The organism is Plantactinospora sp. WMMB782, assembly GCF_049179135.1.
Classification (GTDB): Bacteria; Actinomycetota; Actinomycetes; order Mycobacteriales; family Micromonosporaceae; genus Plantactinospora.
Genome location: NZ_JBMHMC010000007.1, coordinates 962,962 through 983,878, shown reverse-complemented (window position 1 = coordinate 983,878; position 20,917 = coordinate 962,962). Strand labels below are relative to the sequence as shown.

Genomic DNA, 20,917 nt, shown 5'->3' with positions numbered 1-20,917 from the left:
AGGCACCGATGGCGGATCCGACCGCCGAGTTCTTCGCCCGGGTCGAACAGCACGGGCCGGAGCTGCTGCCGACCGCGTCCAGGGGGACGATCCGTTTCGACCTGCGCCGTGACGGCGGGGCCGAGCACTGGTTCGTGGCGATCAACCGGGGCAACGTGCTGGTGTCGCACGAGGAGCGGAAGGCCGACTGCGTGGTCGCCACCGACAGGGCACTCTTCGACCGCCTGGCGACCGGCGAGACGCAGGTGCTCGCCGCGTACAACCGCAACGAGCTGACCGTGCAGGGCAACCTGGTACTGCTGCTGATGTTCCGGCGGGCCTTCCCGTCGCCGCCGGGCACCCGGGACCCCCGGGAGCGGATCCGGGAGCGGTTCGCCGCCCACCGGGTGGCCCGGGAGCGGGGGCGACGACCGTGAAGCACCTGGTCAGCATCCTGGACGGCAACACCTTCATGCTCAGCGACACCCGGGGTGACATCGACCCGTCGCCCGACTACCCGACCGGGCTCTTCGCCTGGGACACCCGCTTCCTCTCCAAGTGGGTGCTCACCATCGACGGCGAGCGGCTGCACGCACTCTCCACCGACGACCTGCAGTACTTCGAGTGCCGCTTCTTCCTGGTGCCCGGCGAGCCGACCCACTACGTCGACGCGAAGACGTCGGTGATCCGGCACCGGTCGCTCAGCGGCGCCTTCGAGGAGCAGTTGACGGTGCTGAACCACCGGGACGAGCCGGTGACGCTGACGCTGCGGATGGAGATCGACTGCGACTTCGCGGACATCTTCGACGCCCGGGAGGCCCGCCCGCTGTCGCGGCGGACCGCGAAGTTCGTCACCTCGGGCGGGCTGCGGCTGTGTCACCAGCGGGACAAGCACGTCTCCGAGACGATCGTCACCAGCAGCGAGCCGGCCGAGATCGACGCCGAGGGACTCACCTTCCGGGTCGAACTCGGCCCACACGGTACGTGGTCCACCTCCATCCAGGCGCTCGGCACGATCAGGGGTGCCGGCGGCCGGGACGTCCGGGAGAATCTGCGCGGCTACCGGCGGGACCGGCCGGAGAAGCACCGCGACCTCCAGGAGTGGCTGGCCCGTACCCCGAAGCTGACCTGTGACTCGGACGCGCTGAAGGAGACCTACCGGCGCAGCCTGGTCGACCTCGCCGCGTTGCAGTACACCGGGTTGACCAGCCAGGGAAAGCTGACGTCGACCGGGCTGCCCTGGTACATGACTGTCTTCGGCCGGCACAGCATCGTCACCGGCCTCCAGACGCTGCCGTTCACCCCGCAGATCGCCCTCAGCGCGCTGCGCGTGCTCGCCCTGTTGCAGGGCGGCCGGATCGACGACCTGCGGGACGAGGAGCCGGGCAAGATCCTGCACGAACTCCGGTACGGCGAGCCGGGCGGCTTCGAGGACAGCGCGTACACGACGTACTACGGCGCGGCGGACTGCACGCCGCTGTTCGTGGTGCTGCTCGACGAGTACGAGCGGTGGACCGGGGACGTCGCCACGGTGCGGATGCTGGAGTACGAGGCCCGCTCGGCGCTCGCCTGGATCGACACGTACGGCAACCTGATGGACGACGGCTACGTCTGGTACGAGTGCCGAAGCCCCAGGGGGCTGGTCAACCAGGGCTGGAAGGACTCCCCGGACGCCATCATGTACTCCGACGGCCGGCTGCCGGGCAAGCCCCGGGCCACCTGCGAACTACAGGGGTACGCGTACGACGCGAAGATCCGGGGTGCCCGGCTGGCCCGGCGGTTCTGGAACGACCCGGCGTACGCGGAGCGGCTGGAAGGGGAGGCGGCCGACCTGCGCGCCCGGTTCAACCGGGACTTCTGGATCGCCGACCGGGGCTACTTCGCGCTCGCCCTGGACGCCGAGGGCGGTCAGGTCGACGCGCTCTCCTCGAACATCGGGCACCTGCTCTGGAGCGGCATCGTGGAGGAGTCCCGGGCCGAACAGGTCGTCGAGCACCTGCTCAGCCGGCCGCTCTTCTCCGGCTGGGGTGTCCGGAGCCTGGCCCGGCACAACCCCGCCTTCAACCCCATCGGCTACCACACGGGTGCGATCTGGCCGTGGGACAACTCGATCATCGCGTGGGGGCTGCGCAGGTACGGCTTCACGCAGCAGGCGGCCCGGCTGGCGGTGACGATGATCGAGGCGTCCCGTTATTTCGGCGGCCGGCTGCCGGAGGCGTTCGCCGGCTACGACCGGCAGCTCACCAAGTATCCGGTGCAGTACCCCCGGGCGTGTGGCCCGTTCTCCTCGTCGGCCGGGGCACCGCTGATGCTGCTGCGCACCCTGCTCGGTCTGCAACCGCACGAGGACCACCTGACGATCGACCCGGCGATCCCGGACCGGCTCGGCCGGATCGAGCTGATCGACATCCCGGGCCGCTGGGGCAAGACCGACGCGTTCGGCCGGGGCCGGGTGCGGCTGGAACCGGAGTGACGCGGCCGGTCGGCGCTGGAACCGGGTGCGGCTGGAAACCGACTGACCGGGCCGTCGGCGGCGGAACCGGGATTCCGGGTGGTGAACCGGGATCCGTCGTGATAGCGATATGCGATGGCGGATCCTGACACGGTGGAGGGGGCCGCGCTGGCCCGGGTGCTGCGGCAGGCCGGCGGCGCCGAGATCCTGAGCACCCTGGGCGTACGACTGTCCGGTTCGGACCTGGTGACGCTGCTGCTGGCCGCGTTCCGGACCCGGGCGGGCTTCCTGACCCCGGCCGACGTGCTGCGCCGCTACACGGAGGACCGGTTCGTCGCACCGGCGCAGGCCGGGTTCCGCCGGCTGCGCCGGGCCGAGGACGTACTGCTCTCCGCCATCCCGGACGGGTACGACCTGCTCACCCTCGCCCCGGTCACACCGCTGGGCACCCATTCGGCGGTCGCCGGGGTGAACCAGAACAACGTGCTCGCCACGATCCGGGGCAGCGAGGTGGCGGCCGATCCGACCAACGGGCTGGCGCTGGAGGCGGCGGTCCGGCGCCGGGAACTGCTGGCCCGGGACGGCCGTTCGGCGCCGCCGGTGCGGTTGGCCACCCTGCAACGGGTGATCCGGGCCCAGCGGTTCGCCGGGGCCGGCAGGTTCGCGCACTTCAGCCTCCTCGCCCTGGTCACCGCCGGCCGGGACACCGGAAGTCTGGCCTTCGAGCGGCGCAGCTGCGGCGAGCAGTTGCGGATCCTCTGCGCGGCGCTGGAGGCGGCCGGGGTGCAGGAGGTCGACATCGCCCTCACCGTGCTGGACCCGGCGGCGGTGCCGATCGCGGAGGCGGCTCGGGCCGCCCTGGCGGACTCCCCGAGGGTCGTCGTGCGCGACGACCCCGACCGCTCCGGTGGCCGGGGCTACTACACCGGATGGTGCTTCAAGATCGGCGCCGTACTCGACGGCGAGCGGGTGGAACTCGGCGACGGTGGCTTCGTCGACTGGACGGCCCGGCTGCTCGGCAACCGCAAGGAGCGGCTGCTGGTGAGCGCGCTCAGCGTCGACCGGCTGGCGCTCTTCCTCGACCCACCCGCCAGGGAGCCGGCGGACTGAATTCGACCCGGTGCCCGCCCACCCGTACCGCCGGTGCCCGCACACCCTTCCCATCGGAGGCGGCCCACCCCGGACCGTGGGGGAGGGCCGGGCGGGCCGTGGGGTGATGAGTGAAAGTTCAGGGTCGGCGCCGGGGCACCCAGTAGATGATCTGGCTGACGACGAGTGCTCTCTGCCGCACGTCAGCATCTTCGTGGTGCCGTCCTCCGTCGGTGCGTACGCCGGCCTGGACGGGCCGATCTCGCTCGCCACCGTGCAGGGCCGCACGGTCGGCGTGAAGGACGCGCCGGGCGAGAGCACCGTTGTGGAGGACCAAGCCGGAATAGCCGTCCTGGAGCGACAGTGGGAGGCCATCCGCGAGTACGCTCTACCGCAGGGCGCCAGCCTCGAACTGCTCAAGAAGGCGATGCAAACATGGACGTAGACGCCCCACGCTGGCGGAAGTCGACCCGCAGCACCGGCAGCAGCAACTGCATCGAGGTGGCCGACAACCTGTCCGGTCGGGTGCTGGTCCGGGACACCAAGGACCGCGACGGCGGCACCCTGGCCTTCGGGCCGGTGGCGTGGCAGGCGTTCGTCGGCCTGGCGAAGCGGCACGGCTGACCCGGCCGTCACTCGAATCTCAGGTGGCGGCGCTGCCGCAGCCGGATGCCGGAGGCCGCCGCCACCAGGGCGGTGAGCGTGATGGTCAGGGTCACGCCGTGCACCAGGCCACGAGCCAGGTAACCGCTGTCGGTGTGGTCGATCGCGTACGTGCCGATCTCCCGGCTGAACCAGAACGGCAGCACCCGGGCGGCGGTGTCGGACGGGTCCATCACCATCTGCAACCCGACCACGATCAGCAGCACCAGCGTCCCCTCCAACTCCCGGGGCAGGATCGCGCTCAGCGCCAACCCGAACGGGACGGCGGTGGCCACCGTCAGCGCCATGATCAGCGCGATGGCGCCGTACCGGACGTCGTGCTGGTCGAAGCGGATCAGCAGGAAGTACGGCACCGACAGCACGACGCCGACCGTCCAGAGCGCCAGCAGCCGGCCCAGGTGCAGGTGGTGCGCCCGGTAGCCGGAGAGCCGCAGCCGGGGCTCGATGCCCCGGGCGGCGCTGCCGGTGAAGAGCGCGGCGGCGCTCAGCGCCCAACTCAGCCCGAGGCAGACGAACCGGATCGACTGCCCGGTGTGCATGTCCCGGCGGCCGAAGTAGAAGGCGAGCGGGAAGAGCAGCAGGATCACGAGTACGCCCCGGCGGCGGAGCACCTCGCGCAGGGCCAGTTCCGCCACCGTCCAGATCCTGGTCATGCCGACACCTCCCGCGCCGGGCTGAGGTCGAGCACCGTGTCGACCCGGTCGAGTTGGTTGAGCAGGTGGGTCACCACGACGATCGCCCGGCCGTCGGCCCGCCACCGCCAGAGCTGCTGCCAGAAGTCCAGATAGGTGCCCCGGTCGAAGCCCTGGTAGGGCTCGTCCAGCAGCAGCACGTCCGGCTCGCCGAGCGCGGCCATCACCAGGTTGAGCTTCTGCCGGGTGCCGCCGGAGAGGTGTCGGGCCTGGGTCCGGGCAGCGGGTTCCCAGTCCAGTGCGGCGGCGTGCGCCCGGCCGGCCGCCCGCGACTGCGCACGGTCCAGCCCGCGCCCGGCACCGACCAGCACGAAGTGCTCCTCGGGATAGAGGAAGTCGCTGGTGCCGCCGGACTGCGGGCAGTAGCCGAGGGTGCCGTACACCCGGACGTGTCCGGCGTCCGGGCTGAGCAGGCCGGCGCAGATCCGCAGGAAGGTGCTCTTGCCGGCGCCGTTCGCCCCCACCACGGCGGCGATCTCACCGGCCCGGACGGTCAGGTCCACCCCGGCCAGCACCGGCCGCCGTCGGTAGCGCTTGCTGATGCCGCGCACCTCCAGCCGGACCGGGCCGGCGGTCGACGCCGGTCCCGGGCTCGGCACCCGGGCCACCCCGAAGCCGCTACCGGGCTGTGCGGTGCCGAAGCCGCCGCCGGGCTGTGCCGCTCCGACGCTCTCCGCGACGGCCGCCGCGTACGCCGACGGCGGGCCGAACACCTGCAACGGCGGCTCGCCACTGTCCCGCAGATGGGTGGCGGCCTCGGCGACGACGTGCCGGGACAGGTCCGGGTCGAGGCCGCGCCGGTGCAGTTCACCGGTGAGCGCGTGAAGCCATCGGTCGGAGTTCACCGTGTTCCCACCTCCCGCAGGACCGTCCCCACCCCGCTGGCGAAGGCGGCCCAGTCGACGGCCGTCCGGCGCAGCGTCTCGGCGCCGGCCGGAGTGATCCGGTAGTACTTGCGGGCCGGGCCGGCGGCCCCCTCCCGCCACTGCGCGCTCACCAGGCCGGTCCGTTGCAACCGGAGCAGCACCGGATAGAGGGTGCCGCCCTGGATCGGGCCGATCCCGCTCGCGTCGAGCGACTGGGCCAACTCGTATCCGTAGGACTCCCGGCGGTGCAGCAGGGCGAGGACGCACAGGTCGAGCACCCCGCGCAGCCACTGGCCACGGCGCTCCTGATCCACGGCGAAGAAGGTAGCACAGCCAGCTAGCTTGCACGGCAATCTAGTGGTGGGCCCGTCATGCTGCCGCGGTCGGTGCCGGCCGGTGGCCCGGCGCTCACTAGGCTGATCACATGCGAGTGCTGTTCGCCTCCGCGCCGATGCTCGGGCACGTCTTCCCGATGGTGCCGCTCGCCGAGGCGATCCGGGACGCCGGGCACGAGGTGCTGATCGCCACCGGCGGCGACGGACTCGCCGTACGCCGGACAGGATTGCCGGTCGAGGACATCGCCCCCGGATTCCGGTTCGACCGGATCGCCCGGCGGACCATGCTGCGCCACCCGTTGATCGCCCGGGCCGAGCTGGCCGGCCGGGGCGGCACCCGGGGCGTCGCGCTGCTCTTCGGCGCGGCAAACGAGCAGATGGTCGACGGCCTGGTCACCCTGGCCGACCGCTGGCAACCCGATCTCGTCGTGTACGAACCGCTGGCCGTGGCCGGCGCGCTCGCCGCCGCCCGTCGGGCGGTGCCGGCGGTACTGCACGAGAACTCCCTCTTCGACGGCGCCGAACTGGTCCGGGTGACCGCCGCCCGGCTGGTCCGGGCCCAGCAGCGCAGCGGGATCGGCAGCCTGCGTCCGAGCGCCGCCACCCTGACCGTCGCCCCGCCCAGCGTGGTCGGCCAGCGGGCCGGTTGGCAGCTGCGCGGCGTGCCGCCGACCGGCGTCGGTGAGCTGCCGGACTGGCTCCGGTCCCCGGGCGAACGGCCGCGAATCCTGGTCAGCCGCAGCACGGTGGCCGGGCCGGGCGGTGGAGCGCTGATGACCGCCGTGGTCCGGGCCGCCGCCGGCACCGACGCCGAGGTCGTGCTGGTCCGCCCCGACCGGCGGGTGTCACGGCTGGGATCGTTGCCGGGCAACGTCCGTACCGTCGAGTGGATTCCGATCAACGCCGCGCTGCCGTACTGCGCCGGGGTGGTGCACCACGGCGGGGCGGGTTCGGTGCTCGGTGCGCTGGCCGCGGGCGTACCGCAGCTCGTGGTGCCCGGCCCCGGGGACCGCCGGCACAACGCCGAGCTGGTCGCGGCCCGGGGTGCCGGACTGGCCGTGCCCGAACGGGAGATCACCGGCGCGGCGCTGGACCGGCTGGTCACCGACGCGGCACTCGGCTCCGCCGCCGACGAGGTACGCCAGGAGATGGCCGCGATGCCGGCGCCGGCGGAACTGGTATCCCGGCTCGAAGCCCTGCACGGCTGACCGCCCGGTCAACCAGTCTGTCTGCTGTGGAGGGTCAGCCGGGCAGGTTGGCGTCGAGGAAGGCCGCCGTGACGGCGTGGATGTCGGGCCGGTCGAGCGGCAGTGCGTGCCCGCCGTGCGTGACCAGCGAGTGCACCGGGTGACCGGCCCGGAGCAGTGTCGAGGTAAGCGCGACCGCCTGGCCCACCGGTACGGCCGCGTCCGCCACGCCGTGCACCAGCAACACCGGGACCCGGCTGTAGCCGACGTGACTCGACGGGATCACGTCCACGGTCCCCGGATCGCCGGCCGCCGGCTGGTGGCCGAGCAGCGCAACCCACGGGTTGTCGTGGCCGCGAGCCCGGAGCCACTCCTCGTCGAGCGGATCGACCGGCGACCAGAAGGCGAGTACGCCGTCCACGTCGCCCGGCTCGGTCACGCCGCGCAGGCCGAGGTGCAGGGCCAGGTGGCCGCCGGCCGAGTCACCGGCAACCAGGAACGGCAGCCCGGCCGACCTGGCCCGGGCCAGCGGCTCCCGCGCCGCCGCCCGTACGTCGTCGAGCTGGGCCGGCCAGCTCGCCTCGCTGCTCAGCCGGTAGCGGCCCTGCACCACCGTCAGCCCGTGCCCGGCCAGCGCCGCGCCGTCCTCGTCCGACCAGCCACGCCAGCCCCCACCCGGCAGCCACAGCACGATGCCCCGTTCCGTCATCGGACAAGCATGGGCGCCGAGTTCTGCGCGGGCCAGCCGCAACCGGCCGGATCCGCTCACGGCGTAACCGTCCGTCCGGGGTGACCGGGGCCGCTCCGGTTCGACGAGCGGTTGCCGGCGACCCGGGGTAGGTTGGGGTGCGTGTCTTCCGTCGCGCTGGTCCGCCCCGTGTGGTGGATAGCGTGCCGGTCGGTGCGGTTCGTGACCGCCCTGGTGTTGATGGGCCTGCTGCTGGGCGCCGGTGGCGCCCGGGCCGGGCTCTCCGGCCCCGCCCTCGCGGCGGCCGAGTCGCGGCCCGCCGCCACCCAGTCGACTACCGCAGCGAAGTCGACTGTGGACGGCCTCCGCGCGCCGTTGGCGCTCGGCGGCTCGTCCCGGACAACCCGCCACGAATCGTCAGGCGTTGCCGGCGAATCGTCAGGTCTTGCCGGCGAATCGTCAGGTGTTGCCGGCGAGGGGCCGGTGGCAGTGGCCGAGCAGCCCTCGGCGACGCTCGTGAGCGCGCTGCCGAGCGAGGAGAAGCCCGTCGCGGCCGGCTCGGTGGGGTCCACGGTGCTGGTCCCGGTGGCCCTCTTCGGCGGGCAGCCGGATCGGCCGGTGGTCGGGGCGGCGGTCGGGGGATGGCCGGCCGGCAACGCGTACGCCCGGGTGGCCGGGCCGCGCGCACCCCCGCTCGGCTGAGGACCGCCCCGCGCCCGAGGCGCGCCCGGTCCGACCCCGTCGACTCTCGTCCGCATCGTCCACCCCGTGAGGTGCCGAAATGGAAAACCTGCTGTCCGACTTCCTGATCGAGGTGATCCGGTCCACCACCCTCTGGCTCGTACTTCTCGGGCTCGCGCTGGTCGCGGGCATCTGGCTGGTCGTCCGCCCGAGTGGCCCGGTCACCGCTCAGCCAGCCGACGAATCCGGTTACGACGTGGCGGTCCGGGACGCCGAGGGGCGCCGGCAACGGCTGGTGACCCGGGCGGCGGAACTGCACCGGTACGCCGAGGAGGTGGCGGTCGCCGCCGAGCGGTCGGCGGTCACCGCCCAGCGCCGCCGGGACGAGTGGCTGGCGGCGCAGGAGAGGGTCGAGACGACCTGGCAGGCGTACGAGGCCGCGGATGCGGCGGCCCGCCGGCTCGGAGCCACCGCCGTACTGCCCGAGCCGCAGACCCCCCGCACCCCGGCCGAGTACGCCGCCCGCGAGCGCTTCCTGCACCGCGCCGCGATGGCGGCCTGCACCCGGCAGGAGCTGACGGTGCTGCAACTGAGCGACGCGCTGGCCAACCGGAACGGCTGGGATCCGCGCCGGCACCCGGCCGAGCAGGAGATCCTGCTCCGGCGGGCGGGCCGGGACAGCCTGCTCGCCGCCCACCGGGTGGCCGAGGAGCGGGAACGGACCGCATGGCGGGACGCCGAGGTGGCCGCTGCGGCAGCGCGCAGCCTGCGCGAAGAGGCGTTCGCCGCCGCCAGCCGGGCAGCCCAGCTCCGGCGCTGGCTGCCGAACCCGGCCGGCAGGGCGGCCGGATCGGCGAACGAGGAAGCCAGGCAGCAGCACCGTACCGCCCGTCGCTGGCGCACGGCCCGGGCCGGCTGAGCAGCTCGGACAGGGTGAGGTCGGCTGGACCGGGCCGACTGAGCAGCTCCGCCCGGGCCGGCTGAGCAGCTCGGGCCGGGCTGGCTGACCGGGGCGGGTGGGTCAGGGTGCCTCGGGATCCAGGCCGAGCGCGGAGCGTCCACCGTCGACCGGCAGCACGACTCCGGTGAGCAGGCTCGCCTCGGTCGAGAGCAGGTGCGCGACGGTGGCGGCGACCTCCTCGGGGCGACCGACCCGGCCGATCGGGTGCAGCCGGCGCATCTCCCGCTCGATCCGCTCGACGCCGGCCGGGTCCTGGGCGGCCAGCAGGGCGGCATAGCGCTCGGTCGTGATCGAACCGAGGGCGACCGCGTTGACCCGGATGCCGTACCGGCCGTACTCCACGGCGAGGGCGCGGGTCAGGCCCTCCACGGCCGCCTTCGCCGTCGCGTACGGCAGGGAGCCCGGCACCGGCCGCTGGGCCTGGTGCGACGAGACGTTGACGATCGCGCCCGGAACGCCGGTGCCGAGGAAGCGGCGGATGGCGGTGCCGCAGCCCACCACCGTGGCGTCGAGGTTCGTCCCGATGAGATCGAGTACCTCTCGGGCGGAAGTGTCGTGCAGCGAGGCGTCCCGGAACACGGCTGCGTTGTTGACCCAGCCGCGCAGCGGTCCGGCGGCGCTCGCCTCGTCGGCGGCGCGTTCCGTCACCGTCTCGTCGGCGGCGTCACCGGGAACCACCACCAACCGTGGCCCGGCCGGATGGTCGGCGAGCCGGGCCGGTGCGTCACGGTCCTGGTCGAGCACCACCACCCGGGCGGCGGTGCGGAGCAGCCGCTCCACGATCGCCCGGCCGACGCCACGGGCGCCGCCGGTGACCACGAACGATCCCGCACCCTCCGAAGGGGACGGACGCCCGAGGGTTTCCGGGGCGTCCTGCTCGATCTCCCGCCAGCTCGCCACGTCGCCCTCCGAGGTCCGGCCCGACCGCTCGGCGTGCCGGGCCGGAGACTCGACCGAGTACGCCTCGGCCACGGTTTCCAACCTACCGCCGGCCGGCTGGCCTGCCGCTGGCCGTCCGGCGGGCCTGGCCGGAGGAGCGCCCTGCGGATCTTCGGCCGGACGGGGGTGCCGGATAATCAAGATCGGCTGGATGATCGTCAGGTCTCCTGGAAGATCGTGAAGGCAGGCCATGACCACCGAGAAACAGCACTGGCTCAGCCGGCGGACGGGCGTACTGCCGACCGCCCCGCCGACCGAGCGGCTCAGCCCGAAGAGCGTGCTGGACGAGGCGACCCGACCGGACGCGGCCGAGCCGCCGCCGGAGGTCACCTTCACGCACCAGGGCCGGTACGCCGGCCGGCACCTGGTCGACGTGCACGACCACTACCGGGCCGAGCTGCGGCAGGTACGCGACCTCCTCCGGCAGGTCAAGGAGGGCACGGCCGCGATCGGCGACGCCCGCGACGAGATCAACATGATGACCGTCCGGGCCAACGACTGGACCCTCGGCGGGGTCTGCCAGGCACAGTGCCGCGCGGTGGCGACCCATCACACGATGGAGAGCCAGGGCATCTTCCCGCACCTGCGGCGCAGCCAACCGGACCTGGCGGCCGTGTTGGACCGGTTGCACTCCGAGCACCTGGCGATCCACGAGGTGCTGGAGGGGGTCGACACGGCGCTCGTGCACCTGGCCCGCAACCCGACCGACTACGGCCCGATCAGCGAGGCGATCGACCTGCTCACCGACACCCTGCTGTCGCACTTCGCCTACGAGGAGGCGCAGCTGATCGGCCCGCTCGCCCGGCACGGCTTCTACCCGGGCCAGGTGTGAATACGACCGTCCACCGTCCGGCGGGTCAGCTCCGGTCGGTGAGATAGGCCAGCACCGCGAGTACCCGTCGGTTGGTGTCCTCGGTCGGCGGCAGGTCGAGTTTGGCCAGGATGTTGCCGACGTGCTTGCCGACGGCCGCCTCGGAGACCACGAGCACCCGGGCGATCGCCGCGTTGGAGCGCCCCTCGGCGACCAGCGCCAGCACCTCCCGCTCCCGGCCGGAGAGCCGGGCCAGCGGGTCGCGCCGCCGCCGCAGCAGTTGGCGGACCACCTCGGGGTCGACGACGGTGCCGCCGGCGACCACCTGGCGGAGCGCGCCGACGAACTCCGCCACGTCGACCACCCGGTCCTTGAGCAGGTAGCCGACCCCGCGACCACCGCCGGAGTCGAGCAGCTCGGCGGCGTAGCTCTGCTCGACGTACTGGCTCAGCGCCACCACGGCCAGCCCGGGGTGGGCCCGGCGCAGCCGTACCGCCGCCCGCAACCCCTCGTCGGTGAAGTCCGGCGGCATCCGGATGTCGGTCAACACCAGATCCGGGGCGTGCTCCTCGACGGCGGCGCCGAGCGCCCCCGCGTCCGCGACGGCGGCGACCACCTCGAAGCCGAACCGGCCGAGCAGCCCGGCCAGCCCCTCCCGGAGCAGTACGCCGTCCTCGGCGAGGACCACCCGGATCAGCACGGCAGTTCCACGCGTAGCAGCGTCGGCCCGCCCGGCGGGCTGGACAGCAGCATTCTTCCGTCGACTCCGGCCACCCGGTCGGCCAGTCCGGTCAACCCGCTGCCGTGGCCGGGCTCGGCACCGCCCCGACCGTCGTCGGCGACCTCGACCGTCAACCGGTCGCCCCGCAGCCGCAGGGTGACCGTGGCCGCCGTCGCCCCGCTGTGCTTGGCGACGTTCGTCAGCGCCTCGGCGACGACGAAGTACGCCGTCCCCTCGACCGGGTTCGGCAGCCGCCCCGGCAACGCCGCCTCGACGGTCACCGGCACCGCCGAGGAGTCGGCGAGGTCGCGTACCGCCGCCGGCAGGCCGCGATCGGTGAGCACCTTGGGATGGATGTTCCGGATCAGCTCCCGCAGCTCGGTCATGAAGAGTTTCGCCTGCTCGTGCGCGTCCGCCACCGCCGCCGCCCCCGGGCTGCCGGCCGGGATCTCCAGCCGGGCCAACCCGAGTTGCAGGGTGAGGCTGACCAGCCGTTGCTGCGCCCCGTCGTGCAGGTCACGCTCGATCCGGCGCCGTTCGGCCTCGAACGCGTCCACCAGTCGTGCCCGGGACCGGGCCACCTCGACCAGCTCGGTGCGCAGCCGGTCCTGGCCACCGGCGCCGCCGAGCAGTGCCCGGGTCAGCGCTCCCTGCCCGGCGGCCAGCATCGCCAGCGGGTACGGCGAGCCGGCCAGCAGCACCAGCCCGAGCAGCGAGTACGGCACCGCCTCCGCGACGGTGTCGATCCGCGCGAACCCGATCGAGATCGGGCCGTCGCCGGTGTGCAGCAGCACCGGGCCGGCGACCAGCACCGCGACCAGGAGCAGCAGCACACCGGCGGTGGCCGAGAGGAGCAGCCCGACCGTGCCGAGCAGGCCGGCGTGCAGCAGCGCCAGCCAGGTGGCCGGCTCGGCGTACCGGGTCCGCAGCCAGGACCACGGGTCGGCGGCGGGGAGGGGTCGGTGCCCGGAGCTGACCGGGCGGCTGTCCACCAGGCGCAGCCGGAGCCGCTCCACCCCGGCCAGCGGCAGCGCGACAAGCGGGCCGAGCCCGCCGAGCAGTACCGCGCCGAGCGCCAGCAACAGTGCCAGCGTGCCGAGCGGCAGCTCGGTGATCCCGGTGCCCCGGCCGAGCAGATAGAGCCAGGGCAGGCCGAGCAGCGCGAGCGGGACACCGGCGGCGAACGCCACCGGCGGGGTGCCGAGCAGGTAGGCAAGCGCCCGCCACGGCCAGCCGGTCAGCGGAAACCGGCGCCGGGCGACGGCTTCCAGCAGGGTACGGGGGCGGGGCCGGGTCACGTCACCACGCTAGTGCGCGCGCGCCTCGCCCCGAAGGGCGCTGGCGATAGTCCTCGGGTATGCCCAGCCCTACCCCGGATCCGGTGGCTGCCGCCAGTGCCCGCGACCCGCCCCGGATGGTCTGCTCGGCGGGGAGGCGCCAGCCGCCACGACCGGTCCGCACCAGCGCCGTGCCGGGCCCCGTCCGACCACGGTCGGGACCGCCGGACCCGCCGGAGGTGCCCGATTCCGGCCGGGCCACGGCTGGGTAGCCGGGCGCCGGGGCGTTGCGAAGAAGGAGAGGGCACGTGCTCGAACTACACGACATCGTGAAGGTCTACCGGGGTGGACACCGGGCGGTCGACGGCGTGACGCTCCGGCTCGGACCCGGGCTGCTCGGCCTGCTCGGGCCGAACGGGGCCGGCAAGTCGTCGCTGATCCGGATCGCCGCCACGGTCACCCGGCCGACCAGCGGTCGGGTGAGTTTCGACGGTGCCGACGTACTCGCCCGGCCGGACCGGCTGCGTCGGGTGCTCGGCTATCTGCCGCAGGACTTCGGGGTCTATCCGCAGCTGACCGCCCGGGAGTTCCTGGGCTTTCTCGCCGCCGCCAAGGGGCTGCCGGCGCGGACCGCCCGGACCCGGGTCGACGAACTGCTGGAGCTGGTGAACCTGAGCGGCGCCGCCCGCCGCCCGCTGGGCGGCTACTCCGGCGGGATGCTGCGCCGGGTCGGCATCGCGCAGACCCTGCTGGCCGACCCCCGGGTGATCGTGGTCGACGAGCCGACCGCCGGGTTGGACCCCGAGGAGCGGGTGCGCCTGCGCAACCTGCTCGGCGAACTGGCGGTCGACCGGGTGGTGGTGCTCTCCACACACATCGTTCCGGACGTCGAGTCGGTGGCGCACCAGATCGTCGTCGTCGCGCAGGGGCGGATACGCCGCCAGGGCAGCCCGGACGAACTGCTCCGGGCGACCGACGGGCGGGTCTGGGAGTTGTTGGTCGACCCGGCCGAGGTGCCGCGCATCCAGGCCCGTCACCTGGTCAGCCGGCTCGTCCGGACCAGCTCCGGGGTGCGCGTCCGGCTGCTCTCGGCACAGTCGCCCGGCCCGGCCGCCAGCCCGGTCCCGCCGGACCTGGAGGACGCCTACCTGGACGCCGTCCACCAGCCCGCCCCACCCACCGCCGACGACCGATCCACCGGGCACCACCGGCAGGGCGGGCTCCAGACGTGGCCGGTGGCCCGGTGACCGCCTCCGCCGCGACGGCGGTACGGGTGCCCGTACGCGTCCGGGTCCCCGGCGCGATCGCCGTCGCCGACTTCCGCGAGCGGGTACGCCGCCCGGCGTACGCGATGGTGTTGGCCACCGCGGTCGGCCTGGGCTATCTGGCGGTGCCCGCGGTCGACGGGCACTGGGTGGTGTTCAACATGGGCGACGAGTACCGGGGCGTCTACAACAGCGCCTACGTCGGCACGGTCACCGCGCTCGCCGGAGCACTCTGGCTGGCCTTCGCCGGCTTCTACGTGGTGCGCGGTGCCGTCGTCCGGGACGAGCGCACCCGGGTCGGTGAACTACTCGCCGCCACCCCGCTGTCCCGGCCGGGCTACCTGCTCGGAAAGTTCCTGAGCAACCTGCTGGTGCTGGGCTCGATGCTCGGTGTCCTCGCCGGCACCGCCGTGCTGATGCAGCTCGCCCGGGGCGAGGACCGGGCGGTGGACCCGGTCGCGCTGCTGCTGCCGTTCGGCCTGCTGGCCCTGCCGGTACTGGGGGTCACCGCCGCGGCGGCGGTGCTCTTCGAGACGGTACGGCCGCTGCGGACCGGATTCGGCAACATCGTCTGGTTCTTCCTGGCGATGTTCGGGATGATCGTGGCGCAGCTTCCGGACGCGCCGCTCGGCGGGCTCGGTGTGCAGCAGGTGGCCGCCTCGATCCGGGCCCGGCTGGTCGAGGCGGGACTGGGGCCGGGCGGCGAGTTCAGCCTCGGCATGATGTACCTCGACGCTCCACTGCGGACGATCGAGTGGTCCGGACTCGAGCCGGACGCCGCCTTCGTCGGGCAGCGGCTGCTGCTCGGTCTGATCGCGGTCGGGATGGCGGTGCTGCCCGCGCTCTGGTTCGGCCGGTTCGACCCGGCCCGCACCGGCCGGCGCCGGCCATCCGTCCCGCCCGGCGCGGGGCCGTCGCTACCGGTCCCGGCCGGGCCGGGGCCGGCGGACGTGGGGTGGGAGGCGCCGGTCCCGGCACGGTTCGCCGAGGCGGCGCCCTCCTGGATCCGCGGCGCGCGGCGTCAGCCCGGCCTGTCGCAGCCGGGCCGTCAGCACGGTCTGTCGGGGGTGGAGCGTGCCGCCGACGGCACTGCCCCGGTACGGCCCGGCCGGCTGCCCGCGGTCGACGGCCTCGGCCGGCTGCTCGGCGCCGAGCTGCGGGTACTGCGTCGTGCCGGGTCCCGCTGGTGGTGGCTCGGGGTACTGCTGCTCGCCCTGGCCGGCGCGCTGGCACCCCTGCCGACGGTGTCGACGGCGGTACTGCCGCTGGCCTGGATCTGGCCGGTACTGCTCTGGTCCCGGCTCGGCACCCGCAGCCACGAGTACGGCCTGGCCGGGCTGCTCGGCGCGTACCCGGCACTGCGCCGCCGGATGCTGGCGGAGTGGCTCGCCGGGGTGACCCTGGCCGGGCTGACCGGACTGGTGCCGATGCTCCGGATGCTGCTGGCCCTGGACGCTCCCGGGCTGGCCGCCTGGGGCGCCGGTGCGCTCTTCGTCCCGTCGCTCGCCTACGCCGCCGCGACAATCACCCGGACCGAGCGGATCTTCCAGGTCGGCTACCTGGCGATCTGGTACCTGACGCTGAACGGGATCGCCACGTTCGACGTCATGGGCGCGGTACGCGTCGACGGCCGCCCGGCCGGACCGGCCCCGCTGCTGGTCGCCGGCTGCGCACTCGCGCTGCTCGGCCTCGCGTTGCTGGTCGGTACCCTGCGACACTCCCGCCGCTGACGACGCCCCGCCCGCCGGGCGGACCCAGCAGATCTTGACGACTTCTTGCTGTTCCGACTACAAGAAGTCGTCAAGATCTGGCTGGTGTCGGCGGGCGGGGTGGGCGGTCAGTCGGGGTGGGCGGTCAGTCGGGGTGGCGGGTGAGCAGGGCGACGGCTGCCGCCTCGGCACGGGAGACCGCCTCGTCGACCCGGTCCGCCCGTCGGCCGCCCGCGTTGGCGAGCGGACCCGTGCCACCGGCACCGCCGCCGATCAGCCGTCCCGGCTCGGCGAGCAGGTCACGGGGCCGGCCGCCCCGGTCCAGCAGCGTCCGGTCCAGCCCGGCCACCAACTGCGCCCGATCGCCGTCCGCCGTGGCGAGTACCACAACCGTCGGTGTGCCGGCCGGACTCCGGGCCAGTACGCGGCTGGCCACGGTCCGGAGTTCTGCCGGAGTCAGGTCGTCGCGGCGTGCGCTGACCAGCCAGCCGGAGCCGACCGTCCGGTGCTGCCCGAGCAGGGTCCCGGCAATCGCGTCGAGTTCGGCACGCCGGTACCGGCGCAGCGCCGCCTCCGCCTCGGCGAGCGCCTCCAGCCGCTTGCCGAGCGTGTCGAGCAGGTCGTCGGGGCGGGCGCCGACCAGCCGGCCCAGCTCGGCGAGCAGGCGCCGTTCCGTGTCGGCGTACCGGAGGGCGTCCCGGCCGGTGAGCGCCTCGATCCGGCGTACCCCGGCGCCGACGGAGGACTCGCCGAGGATGCGTACCGGGCCGGCCTGGGTGCCGTGCCCGACGTGGGTCCCCCCGCACAGCTCCCGGGAGGCGTCGCCGATGTCGACGATGCGGACCTGCTCGCCGTAGCGGTCGCCGAAGAACGCGGTCGCGCCGGCCGCCTCCGCCTCGGCCCGGCTCGCCTGCCAGACCCGCACCTCCGGGTCGTCCAGCAGGTAGTCGTCGACCAGTTGGCCGACGGTGTCGAGCGCGGTCCCGTCCACCGGGGCGAAGTGCGCGAAGTCGAAACGGAGCCGGCCGGGCGCGACGAGTGAACCCTGTTGCCGGACGTGCGGTCCGAGTACCCGGCGCAGCATCGCGTGCAGTACGTGCGTCGCCGAGTGGGAGCGTTCGGTCGCCGCCCGTCGTGCACCGTCGACCTCCGCCGTCACCGGCTCGCCGGGGCGTACCTCGCCGGAGTCGACCCGGCCGTGCTGCACGTGCAGGCCGTCCAGCCCGTACCGGGTGTCGGTGATCTCGACCAGCGCGCCCCCGGCGGTGCGGATCCGGCCGGTGTCGCCGACCTGCCCGCCCGACTCGGCGTAGAACGGGCTGCGCCGCAGCACCAGCTCGACCCGGTCGCCCTCGCCGGCCGACTCGACCGGACGGCCGTCCCGCAGCACGGCGAGCAGCTCGGTCCCGGTGTGCAGGTCGGTGTAGCCGACGAAGTCGGTCCGGCCGTGCCGGTCGAGCAGTTCCCGGTAGCTCTCCGTCCGGCGCCGGGCCACCGCGCCGCGACTCCGGCCGCCGTCGCGGGCCCGCCGGCGCTGCTCGTCGAGCAGGGTCGCGTAGCGGTCCCGGTCGACGTCGAGACCCGCCGCCCGGGCCGCCTCGACGGTGAGGTCGACCGGGAAGCCGTACGTGTCGTGCAGCTCGAACGCGGTCTCGCCGGAGAGCCGGCCGGAGTCGGTCTCCCGGGCCCGGCCGATCGCCGCGTCGAGCAGCCGGCCGCCCTGCCGGAGGGTACCGGCGAACGCCTCCTCCTCGTGCGCGGTGACCGACTCGATCAGCTCGCGCCGGTCGACGAGTTCCGGCCACGCCGCACCGAGGTTCGCGACGACGCTGCCGGTGACCGCACCGAGCACCGGCTCGGTGATGCCGAGCGTGCGGGCGTGCCGGACCGCCCGGCGCATGATCCGGCGCAGCACGTAGCCGCGCCCCTCGTTGCCGGGGACCACACCGTCGGCGACCAGGAACGCGATGCTCCGGGCGTGCTCGGTGACCACCTGGAAGGAGGTCGACTCCGGGCTGCCGTCCCGGCCGGGGTACGGGCGGCCGGCGAGTTCCGCCACCAGGTGCAGCGTCGGGGCGAGCAGGTCGGTCTGGCAGACCGTCTCGACGTCCTGGAGGATCGCGGCGAGCCGGTCCAGGCCCAGCCCGGTGTCGATGTTGCGCCTCGGCAGGTCACCGAGGATCGGGAAGTCCTCCTTCACCCCGCCCTCGCCGCGCCGGTGCTGCATGAAGACCAGGTTCCAGAGTTCGACGTACCGCTCGCCGTCGACCGCCGGGCCGCCCTCGGCACCGAACGCCGGACCCCGGTCGTAGCAGAGTTCGGAGGAGGGGCCGGCCGGGCCGGGTATCCCCATCGACCAGTAGTTGTCGGTCATGCCGAGGCGTTGGATCCGGCGTTCCGGCACCCCGATCCGGCGCCACAGGTCGACCGTCTCCTCGTCGCCGGTGTAGACGGTGGCCCACAGTCGCTCCGGGTCGAGCCGGTAGTGCCGGGTGAACAGCTCCCAGGCGTACGCGACGGCGTCCGCCTTGAAGTAGTCGCCGAAGGAGAAGTTGCCGAGCATCTCGAAGAAGGTCGCGTGCCGGGTGGTCCGGCCGACGTTGTCGATGTCGCTGGTGCGTACGCACTTCTGCACGCTGGTCAACCGTGCCGCGGGCGGGGTCGACTCGCCGAGGAAGTACGGGGTGAACTGGTTCATCCCGGCGATGGTGAGCAGCAGGGTCGGGTTGTCCGGGATCAGTGGACTGGACGGGACGGGGAGGTGGCCGCGCTCGGTGAAGTAGTCGAGGAAGGTGCGGCGGAGGTCGGACGATCGCATCGCGGAGCCCTTGTCGGGTAGGTGGCGAACGCGCACCGGAGCCCGGCACGGCGCAAAGCCGTACGGGTCCTCGCGGTGTCCGTCCGGAGGCGCTCGCACGGAACGTGGCTGTTCGGGGCCGAGAACGTGGCTGTTCGGGGCCGAAAGGCGTACGCCGAGCCGGGCCGAGGGGGTCAGGCGAGGACGCTGTCCTCGTTCCCCAGCTCGGCGTGGCTAGCTCGCCGCCCTGCCGTCGCCATCCGCCGCACTCCGGATCTTCTCGCTCGCGCTCGACCCGAACCCGGGTCGTCCTGACTCGCGGCCCGAATCGTCTATCGGCGGTCGGGCCGCATCGACCGAGCTTAACTCAGCTCCCGTCGAACGGCTCGCCGATAATCTGTCAGGTTCAACTTGACGGATGTTGTCTGTCAAGGATATCTTGACGGAATGGATGGATTCGTAGAAACCGCACTCGCCGCCGACGTCACCGCCGCCGCCGTGGCCAGCTCCGACGCCGCCGTCAACGAGGCGAGCCGGCAGGCCGATCTGCTGATGGGCGGCCGGCCGGTGCCCGGGAGCCCGGAGTGGGCGGCCGAGCAGGAAGGGTCGGCCGGGCAGCAGCGCGAGGTGGCGACGCAGTTGCTGCACTTCCGGATCGTGCTGGCCACCGGGCTCGATCCGCTGCCCAGTGTCGTCGGCCTGCGGCGCTGGGGCGTCACCTGGGAGTTGATCGCCCGGGCGGCGGGGGTCACCCGGCAGGCCGCGCACGAGCGCTGGGGCCGGCGGGTGCTGGAGATCCTCGACCGGTACGGGACCGGCGAGCTCGGCGGACCGGTCGCCGACGACGAGGCGGACCTGCGGAAACCCAAGGGGGGTAGCCAATAACCCCATAGGGGTTATAGTGAAGGCGTCGCGGAAGACGCGCGAGAGGAGTCCGGTGATGCCCAAGATCAATGTCTATCTGCCCGACGAGCTGGCCGAGGCGGTCCGGGTGGCCGGGATCCCGGTCTCGGCCGTCTGCCAGCGCGCCCTGGAACAGGCCGTACGCCGGGTGACCGCGATCCGCCAGGCAGCCCTCGGCGATCTGGACGACGCCGACCTGGCCGCCCGGTTGCCGCACTTCACCCCACGGGCCCGCGCAGCGGTGCTGCTCGCCGTCGACCGGTCCCGCGAGGACGGCTCGGCGGTGGTCGGCAGCGCCCACCTGCTCGCCGGGATGCTCGCCGAGGGGACAAACCTGGCCCTGCACGTGCTGCGGGTGGAGGAGATCGAGCCGGAGCGGGTGCTCCAGGACCTCGCCGGCCGGCCCACCGCCGAGCCGGGCGGCGACCCGGCGGACAGCCTGCACTTCAGCGGGCCGGCGGCGAACGCCCTGGAGCTGGCCGTGACCGAGGCGACCGCGTTCGGCCACAACTACGTCGGCTGCGAGCACCTGCTGTTGGGCCTGGTCGCCGAGCCCGACGGCGTCGGCGGGCAGTTGCTCAGGTCGCTCGGCGCCGAGCTGCGGCTGACCCGCCGGGCGGTGGCGGCGGCCCTGGCCGGCTACGTCCACCTGCGGGCACAGACCGCGGCGCCGTCGGGCGCGCCGCACCCCGCCGGCCCGTCACCCGATCCGGCCGGCCCGTCATCCGGAACCGCCGGAGCCTCACCCGGGGCCGCCGGAGCGTCGGCCGGGGCCGCCGCGCTGCTGGCCGAGGCGGTACGCCGGGAACTGCGGCCGATCGTCGCCCGGCTCGAACGGTTGGAGCAGCGGGCCGGCGGGACCGGCACGGACTGACCGCCCCCATGCGCAAGCTTCTGCCGGC

The 20,917-nt window shown here is 73.8% G+C and carries 21 protein-coding genes; 13 read left to right on the top strand and 8 right to left on the bottom strand.

All coding sequences use genetic code 11. The features are described 5' to 3' along the window. Window positions 1–8 precede the first annotated feature (8 nt). From ACN28A_RS06395 to ACN28A_RS06375, 5 genes are all read left to right on the top strand, one after another. Window positions 9–416: an SCP2 sterol-binding domain-containing protein gene (locus tag ACN28A_RS06395; RefSeq protein ID WP_421393289.1), complete on the top strand. Its 408-nt coding sequence runs from the start codon at window positions 9–11 to the stop codon at window positions 414–416. Beyond that, window positions 413–2,452, top strand: coding sequence for a glycogen debranching N-terminal domain-containing protein (locus ACN28A_RS06390; protein WP_421393287.1), 2,040 nt, complete (start codon window positions 413–415; stop codon window positions 2,450–2,452). The genes ACN28A_RS06395 and ACN28A_RS06390 overlap by 4 nt, the downstream gene beginning before the upstream one ends. Window positions 2,453–2,566: 114 nt before the next feature. Beyond that, window positions 2,567–3,541 (top strand): hypothetical protein, encoded by a 975-nt coding sequence (locus ACN28A_RS06385; RefSeq protein WP_421393285.1) that lies wholly within the window; start codon window positions 2,567–2,569, stop codon window positions 3,539–3,541. 106 nt (window positions 3,542–3,647) lie between these two features. Next, a complete protein-coding gene (locus ACN28A_RS06380; protein WP_421393284.1) occupies window positions 3,648–3,965 on the top strand; it encodes a Scr1 family TA system antitoxin-like transcriptional regulator in 318 nt (105 codons plus the stop codon). Then, window positions 3,956–4,144 carry a DUF397 domain-containing protein gene (locus tag ACN28A_RS06375; protein WP_421393282.1) on the top strand — a complete coding sequence of 63 codons (189 nt, stop codon included), beginning with the start codon at window positions 3,956–3,958 and terminating at the stop codon, window positions 4,142–4,144. The genes ACN28A_RS06380 and ACN28A_RS06375 overlap by 10 nt, the downstream gene beginning before the upstream one ends. An 8-nt stretch (window positions 4,145–4,152) precedes the next feature. Here ACN28A_RS06375 and ACN28A_RS06370 read toward each other — a convergent pair whose 3' ends face one another. The 3 genes from ACN28A_RS06370 to ACN28A_RS06360 are packed head-to-tail and all read right to left on the bottom strand — an operon-like array spanning window position 4,153 to window position 6,055. Further along, window positions 4,153–4,836, bottom strand: coding sequence for a hypothetical protein (locus tag ACN28A_RS06370; RefSeq protein WP_421393280.1), 684 nt, complete (start codon window positions 4,834–4,836; stop codon window positions 4,153–4,155). Then, on the bottom strand, window positions 4,833–5,720 hold the full coding sequence (locus tag ACN28A_RS06365) for an ATP-binding cassette domain-containing protein (protein WP_421393279.1): 888 nt from the start codon (window positions 5,718–5,720) through the stop codon (window positions 4,833–4,835). The genes ACN28A_RS06370 and ACN28A_RS06365 overlap by 4 nt, the downstream gene beginning before the upstream one ends. Beyond that, window positions 5,717–6,055, bottom strand: coding sequence for a PadR family transcriptional regulator (locus ACN28A_RS06360; protein ID WP_421393277.1), 339 nt, complete (start codon window positions 6,053–6,055; stop codon window positions 5,717–5,719). The genes ACN28A_RS06365 and ACN28A_RS06360 overlap by 4 nt, the downstream gene beginning before the upstream one ends. A gap of 110 nt (window positions 6,056–6,165) precedes the next feature. Here ACN28A_RS06360 and ACN28A_RS06355 point away from each other — a divergent pair, with 110 nt between their 5' ends. After that, window positions 6,166–7,284: a nucleotide disphospho-sugar-binding domain-containing protein gene (locus ACN28A_RS06355; RefSeq protein WP_421393275.1), complete on the top strand. Its 1,119-nt coding sequence runs from the start codon at window positions 6,166–6,168 to the stop codon at window positions 7,282–7,284. A 34-nt stretch (window positions 7,285–7,318) separates the two neighbouring features. On the opposite strand, the gene ACN28A_RS06350 is transcribed toward ACN28A_RS06355, so the two are convergent. Continuing rightward, a complete protein-coding gene (locus tag ACN28A_RS06350; protein WP_421393273.1) occupies window positions 7,319–7,972 on the bottom strand; it encodes an alpha/beta hydrolase in 654 nt (217 codons plus the stop codon). Window positions 7,973–8,164: 192 nt separating this feature from the next. Between ACN28A_RS06350 and ACN28A_RS06345 the strand changes: the two genes are divergently transcribed. Both ACN28A_RS06345 and ACN28A_RS06340 read left to right on the top strand, forming a co-directional pair. Beyond that, a complete protein-coding gene (locus tag ACN28A_RS06345) occupies window positions 8,165–8,653 on the top strand; it encodes a hypothetical protein (RefSeq protein WP_421393272.1) in 489 nt (162 codons plus the stop codon). 79 nt (window positions 8,654–8,732) lie between these two features. Further along, a complete protein-coding gene (locus ACN28A_RS06340) occupies window positions 8,733–9,551 on the top strand; it encodes a hypothetical protein (RefSeq protein ID WP_421393270.1) in 819 nt (272 codons plus the stop codon). A 102-nt stretch (window positions 9,552–9,653) separates the two neighbouring features. On the opposite strand, the gene ACN28A_RS06335 is transcribed toward ACN28A_RS06340, so the two are convergent. Next, complete coding sequence (locus ACN28A_RS06335) at window positions 9,654–10,565, bottom strand: SDR family NAD(P)-dependent oxidoreductase (protein WP_421393268.1); 912 nt, start codon at window positions 10,563–10,565, stop codon at window positions 9,654–9,656. 157 nt (window positions 10,566–10,722) lie between these two features. Here ACN28A_RS06335 and ACN28A_RS06330 point away from each other — a divergent pair, with 157 nt between their 5' ends. Then, window positions 10,723–11,364, top strand: coding sequence for a hemerythrin domain-containing protein (locus tag ACN28A_RS06330; RefSeq protein WP_421393267.1), 642 nt, complete (start codon window positions 10,723–10,725; stop codon window positions 11,362–11,364). Between the two features lie 25 nt (window positions 11,365–11,389). On the opposite strand, the gene ACN28A_RS06325 is transcribed toward ACN28A_RS06330, so the two are convergent. Further along, window positions 11,390–12,037: a response regulator transcription factor gene (locus tag ACN28A_RS06325; RefSeq protein ID WP_421404192.1), complete on the bottom strand. Its 648-nt coding sequence runs from the start codon at window positions 12,035–12,037 to the stop codon at window positions 11,390–11,392. Continuing rightward, window positions 12,037–13,362, bottom strand: coding sequence for a sensor domain-containing protein (locus ACN28A_RS06320; protein ID WP_421393266.1), 1,326 nt, complete (start codon window positions 13,360–13,362; stop codon window positions 12,037–12,039). The genes ACN28A_RS06325 and ACN28A_RS06320 overlap by 1 nt, the downstream gene beginning before the upstream one ends. Window positions 13,363–13,649: 287 nt before the next feature. Here ACN28A_RS06320 and ACN28A_RS06315 point away from each other — a divergent pair, with 287 nt between their 5' ends. Both ACN28A_RS06315 and ACN28A_RS06310 read left to right on the top strand, forming a co-directional pair. After that, window positions 13,650–14,588 (top strand): ATP-binding cassette domain-containing protein, encoded by a 939-nt coding sequence (locus ACN28A_RS06315; RefSeq protein ID WP_421393264.1) that lies wholly within the window; start codon window positions 13,650–13,652, stop codon window positions 14,586–14,588. Beyond that, window positions 14,585–16,336 carry a hypothetical protein gene (locus tag ACN28A_RS06310; protein WP_421393262.1) on the top strand — a complete coding sequence of 584 codons (1,752 nt, stop codon included), beginning with the start codon at window positions 14,585–14,587 and terminating at the stop codon, window positions 16,334–16,336. The genes ACN28A_RS06315 and ACN28A_RS06310 overlap by 4 nt, the downstream gene beginning before the upstream one ends. Before the next feature lie 124 nt (window positions 16,337–16,460). Here the strand turns inward: ACN28A_RS06310 and alaS are convergent, their stop codons facing one another. Beyond that, a complete protein-coding gene (gene alaS / locus ACN28A_RS06305) occupies window positions 16,461–19,133 on the bottom strand; it encodes an alanine--tRNA ligase (RefSeq protein ID WP_421393261.1) in 2,673 nt (890 codons plus the stop codon). Between the two features lie 426 nt (window positions 19,134–19,559). On the opposite strand from alaS, the gene ACN28A_RS06300 reads away from it, so the two are divergent. Together ACN28A_RS06300 and ACN28A_RS06295 are read left to right on the top strand one after the other, a co-directional pair. Continuing rightward, entirely contained in the window at window positions 19,560–19,997 is a 438-nt protein-coding gene (locus tag ACN28A_RS06300) for a hypothetical protein (RefSeq protein WP_421393259.1), read from the top strand. A 55-nt stretch (window positions 19,998–20,052) separates the two neighbouring features. Beyond that, the gene (locus ACN28A_RS06295) at window positions 20,053–20,889 is read left to right on the top strand and encodes a Clp protease N-terminal domain-containing protein (protein ID WP_421393257.1); all 837 of its coding nucleotides are present in this window, start codon (window positions 20,053–20,055) and stop codon (window positions 20,887–20,889) included. Window positions 20,890–20,917: the final 28 nt, after the last annotated feature.

Coding starts and splice junctions, on each gene's coding strand:
- ACN28A_RS06395 (WP_421393289.1), top strand. CDS start 9: ATGGCGGATCCGACCGCCGAGTTCTTCGCCCGGGTCGAACAGCACGGG.
- ACN28A_RS06385 (WP_421393285.1), top strand. CDS start 2,567: ATGGCGGATCCTGACACGGTGGAGGGGGCCGCGCTGGCCCGGGTGCTG.
- ACN28A_RS06380 (WP_421393284.1), top strand. CDS start 3,648: ATGAGTGAAAGTTCAGGGTCGGCGCCGGGGCACCCAGTAGATGATCTG.
- ACN28A_RS06300 (WP_421393259.1), top strand. CDS start 19,560: ATGGATGGATTCGTAGAAACCGCACTCGCCGCCGACGTCACCGCCGCC.
- ACN28A_RS06295 (WP_421393257.1), top strand. CDS start 20,053: ATGCCCAAGATCAATGTCTATCTGCCCGACGAGCTGGCCGAGGCGGTC.
- ACN28A_RS06340 (WP_421393270.1), top strand. CDS start 8,733: ATGGAAAACCTGCTGTCCGACTTCCTGATCGAGGTGATCCGGTCCACC.
- ACN28A_RS06350 (WP_421393273.1), bottom strand. CDS start 7,972: ATGACGGAACGGGGCATCGTGCTGTGGCTGCCGGGTGGGGGCTGGCGT.
- ACN28A_RS06375 (WP_421393282.1), top strand. CDS start 3,956: ATGGACGTAGACGCCCCACGCTGGCGGAAGTCGACCCGCAGCACCGGC.
- ACN28A_RS06370 (WP_421393280.1), bottom strand. CDS start 4,836: ATGACCAGGATCTGGACGGTGGCGGAACTGGCCCTGCGCGAGGTGCTC.
- alaS (WP_421393261.1), bottom strand. CDS start 19,133: ATGCGATCGTCCGACCTCCGCCGCACCTTCCTCGACTACTTCACCGAG.
- ACN28A_RS06355 (WP_421393275.1), top strand. CDS start 6,166: ATGCGAGTGCTGTTCGCCTCCGCGCCGATGCTCGGGCACGTCTTCCCG.
- ACN28A_RS06330 (WP_421393267.1), top strand. CDS start 10,723: ATGACCACCGAGAAACAGCACTGGCTCAGCCGGCGGACGGGCGTACTG.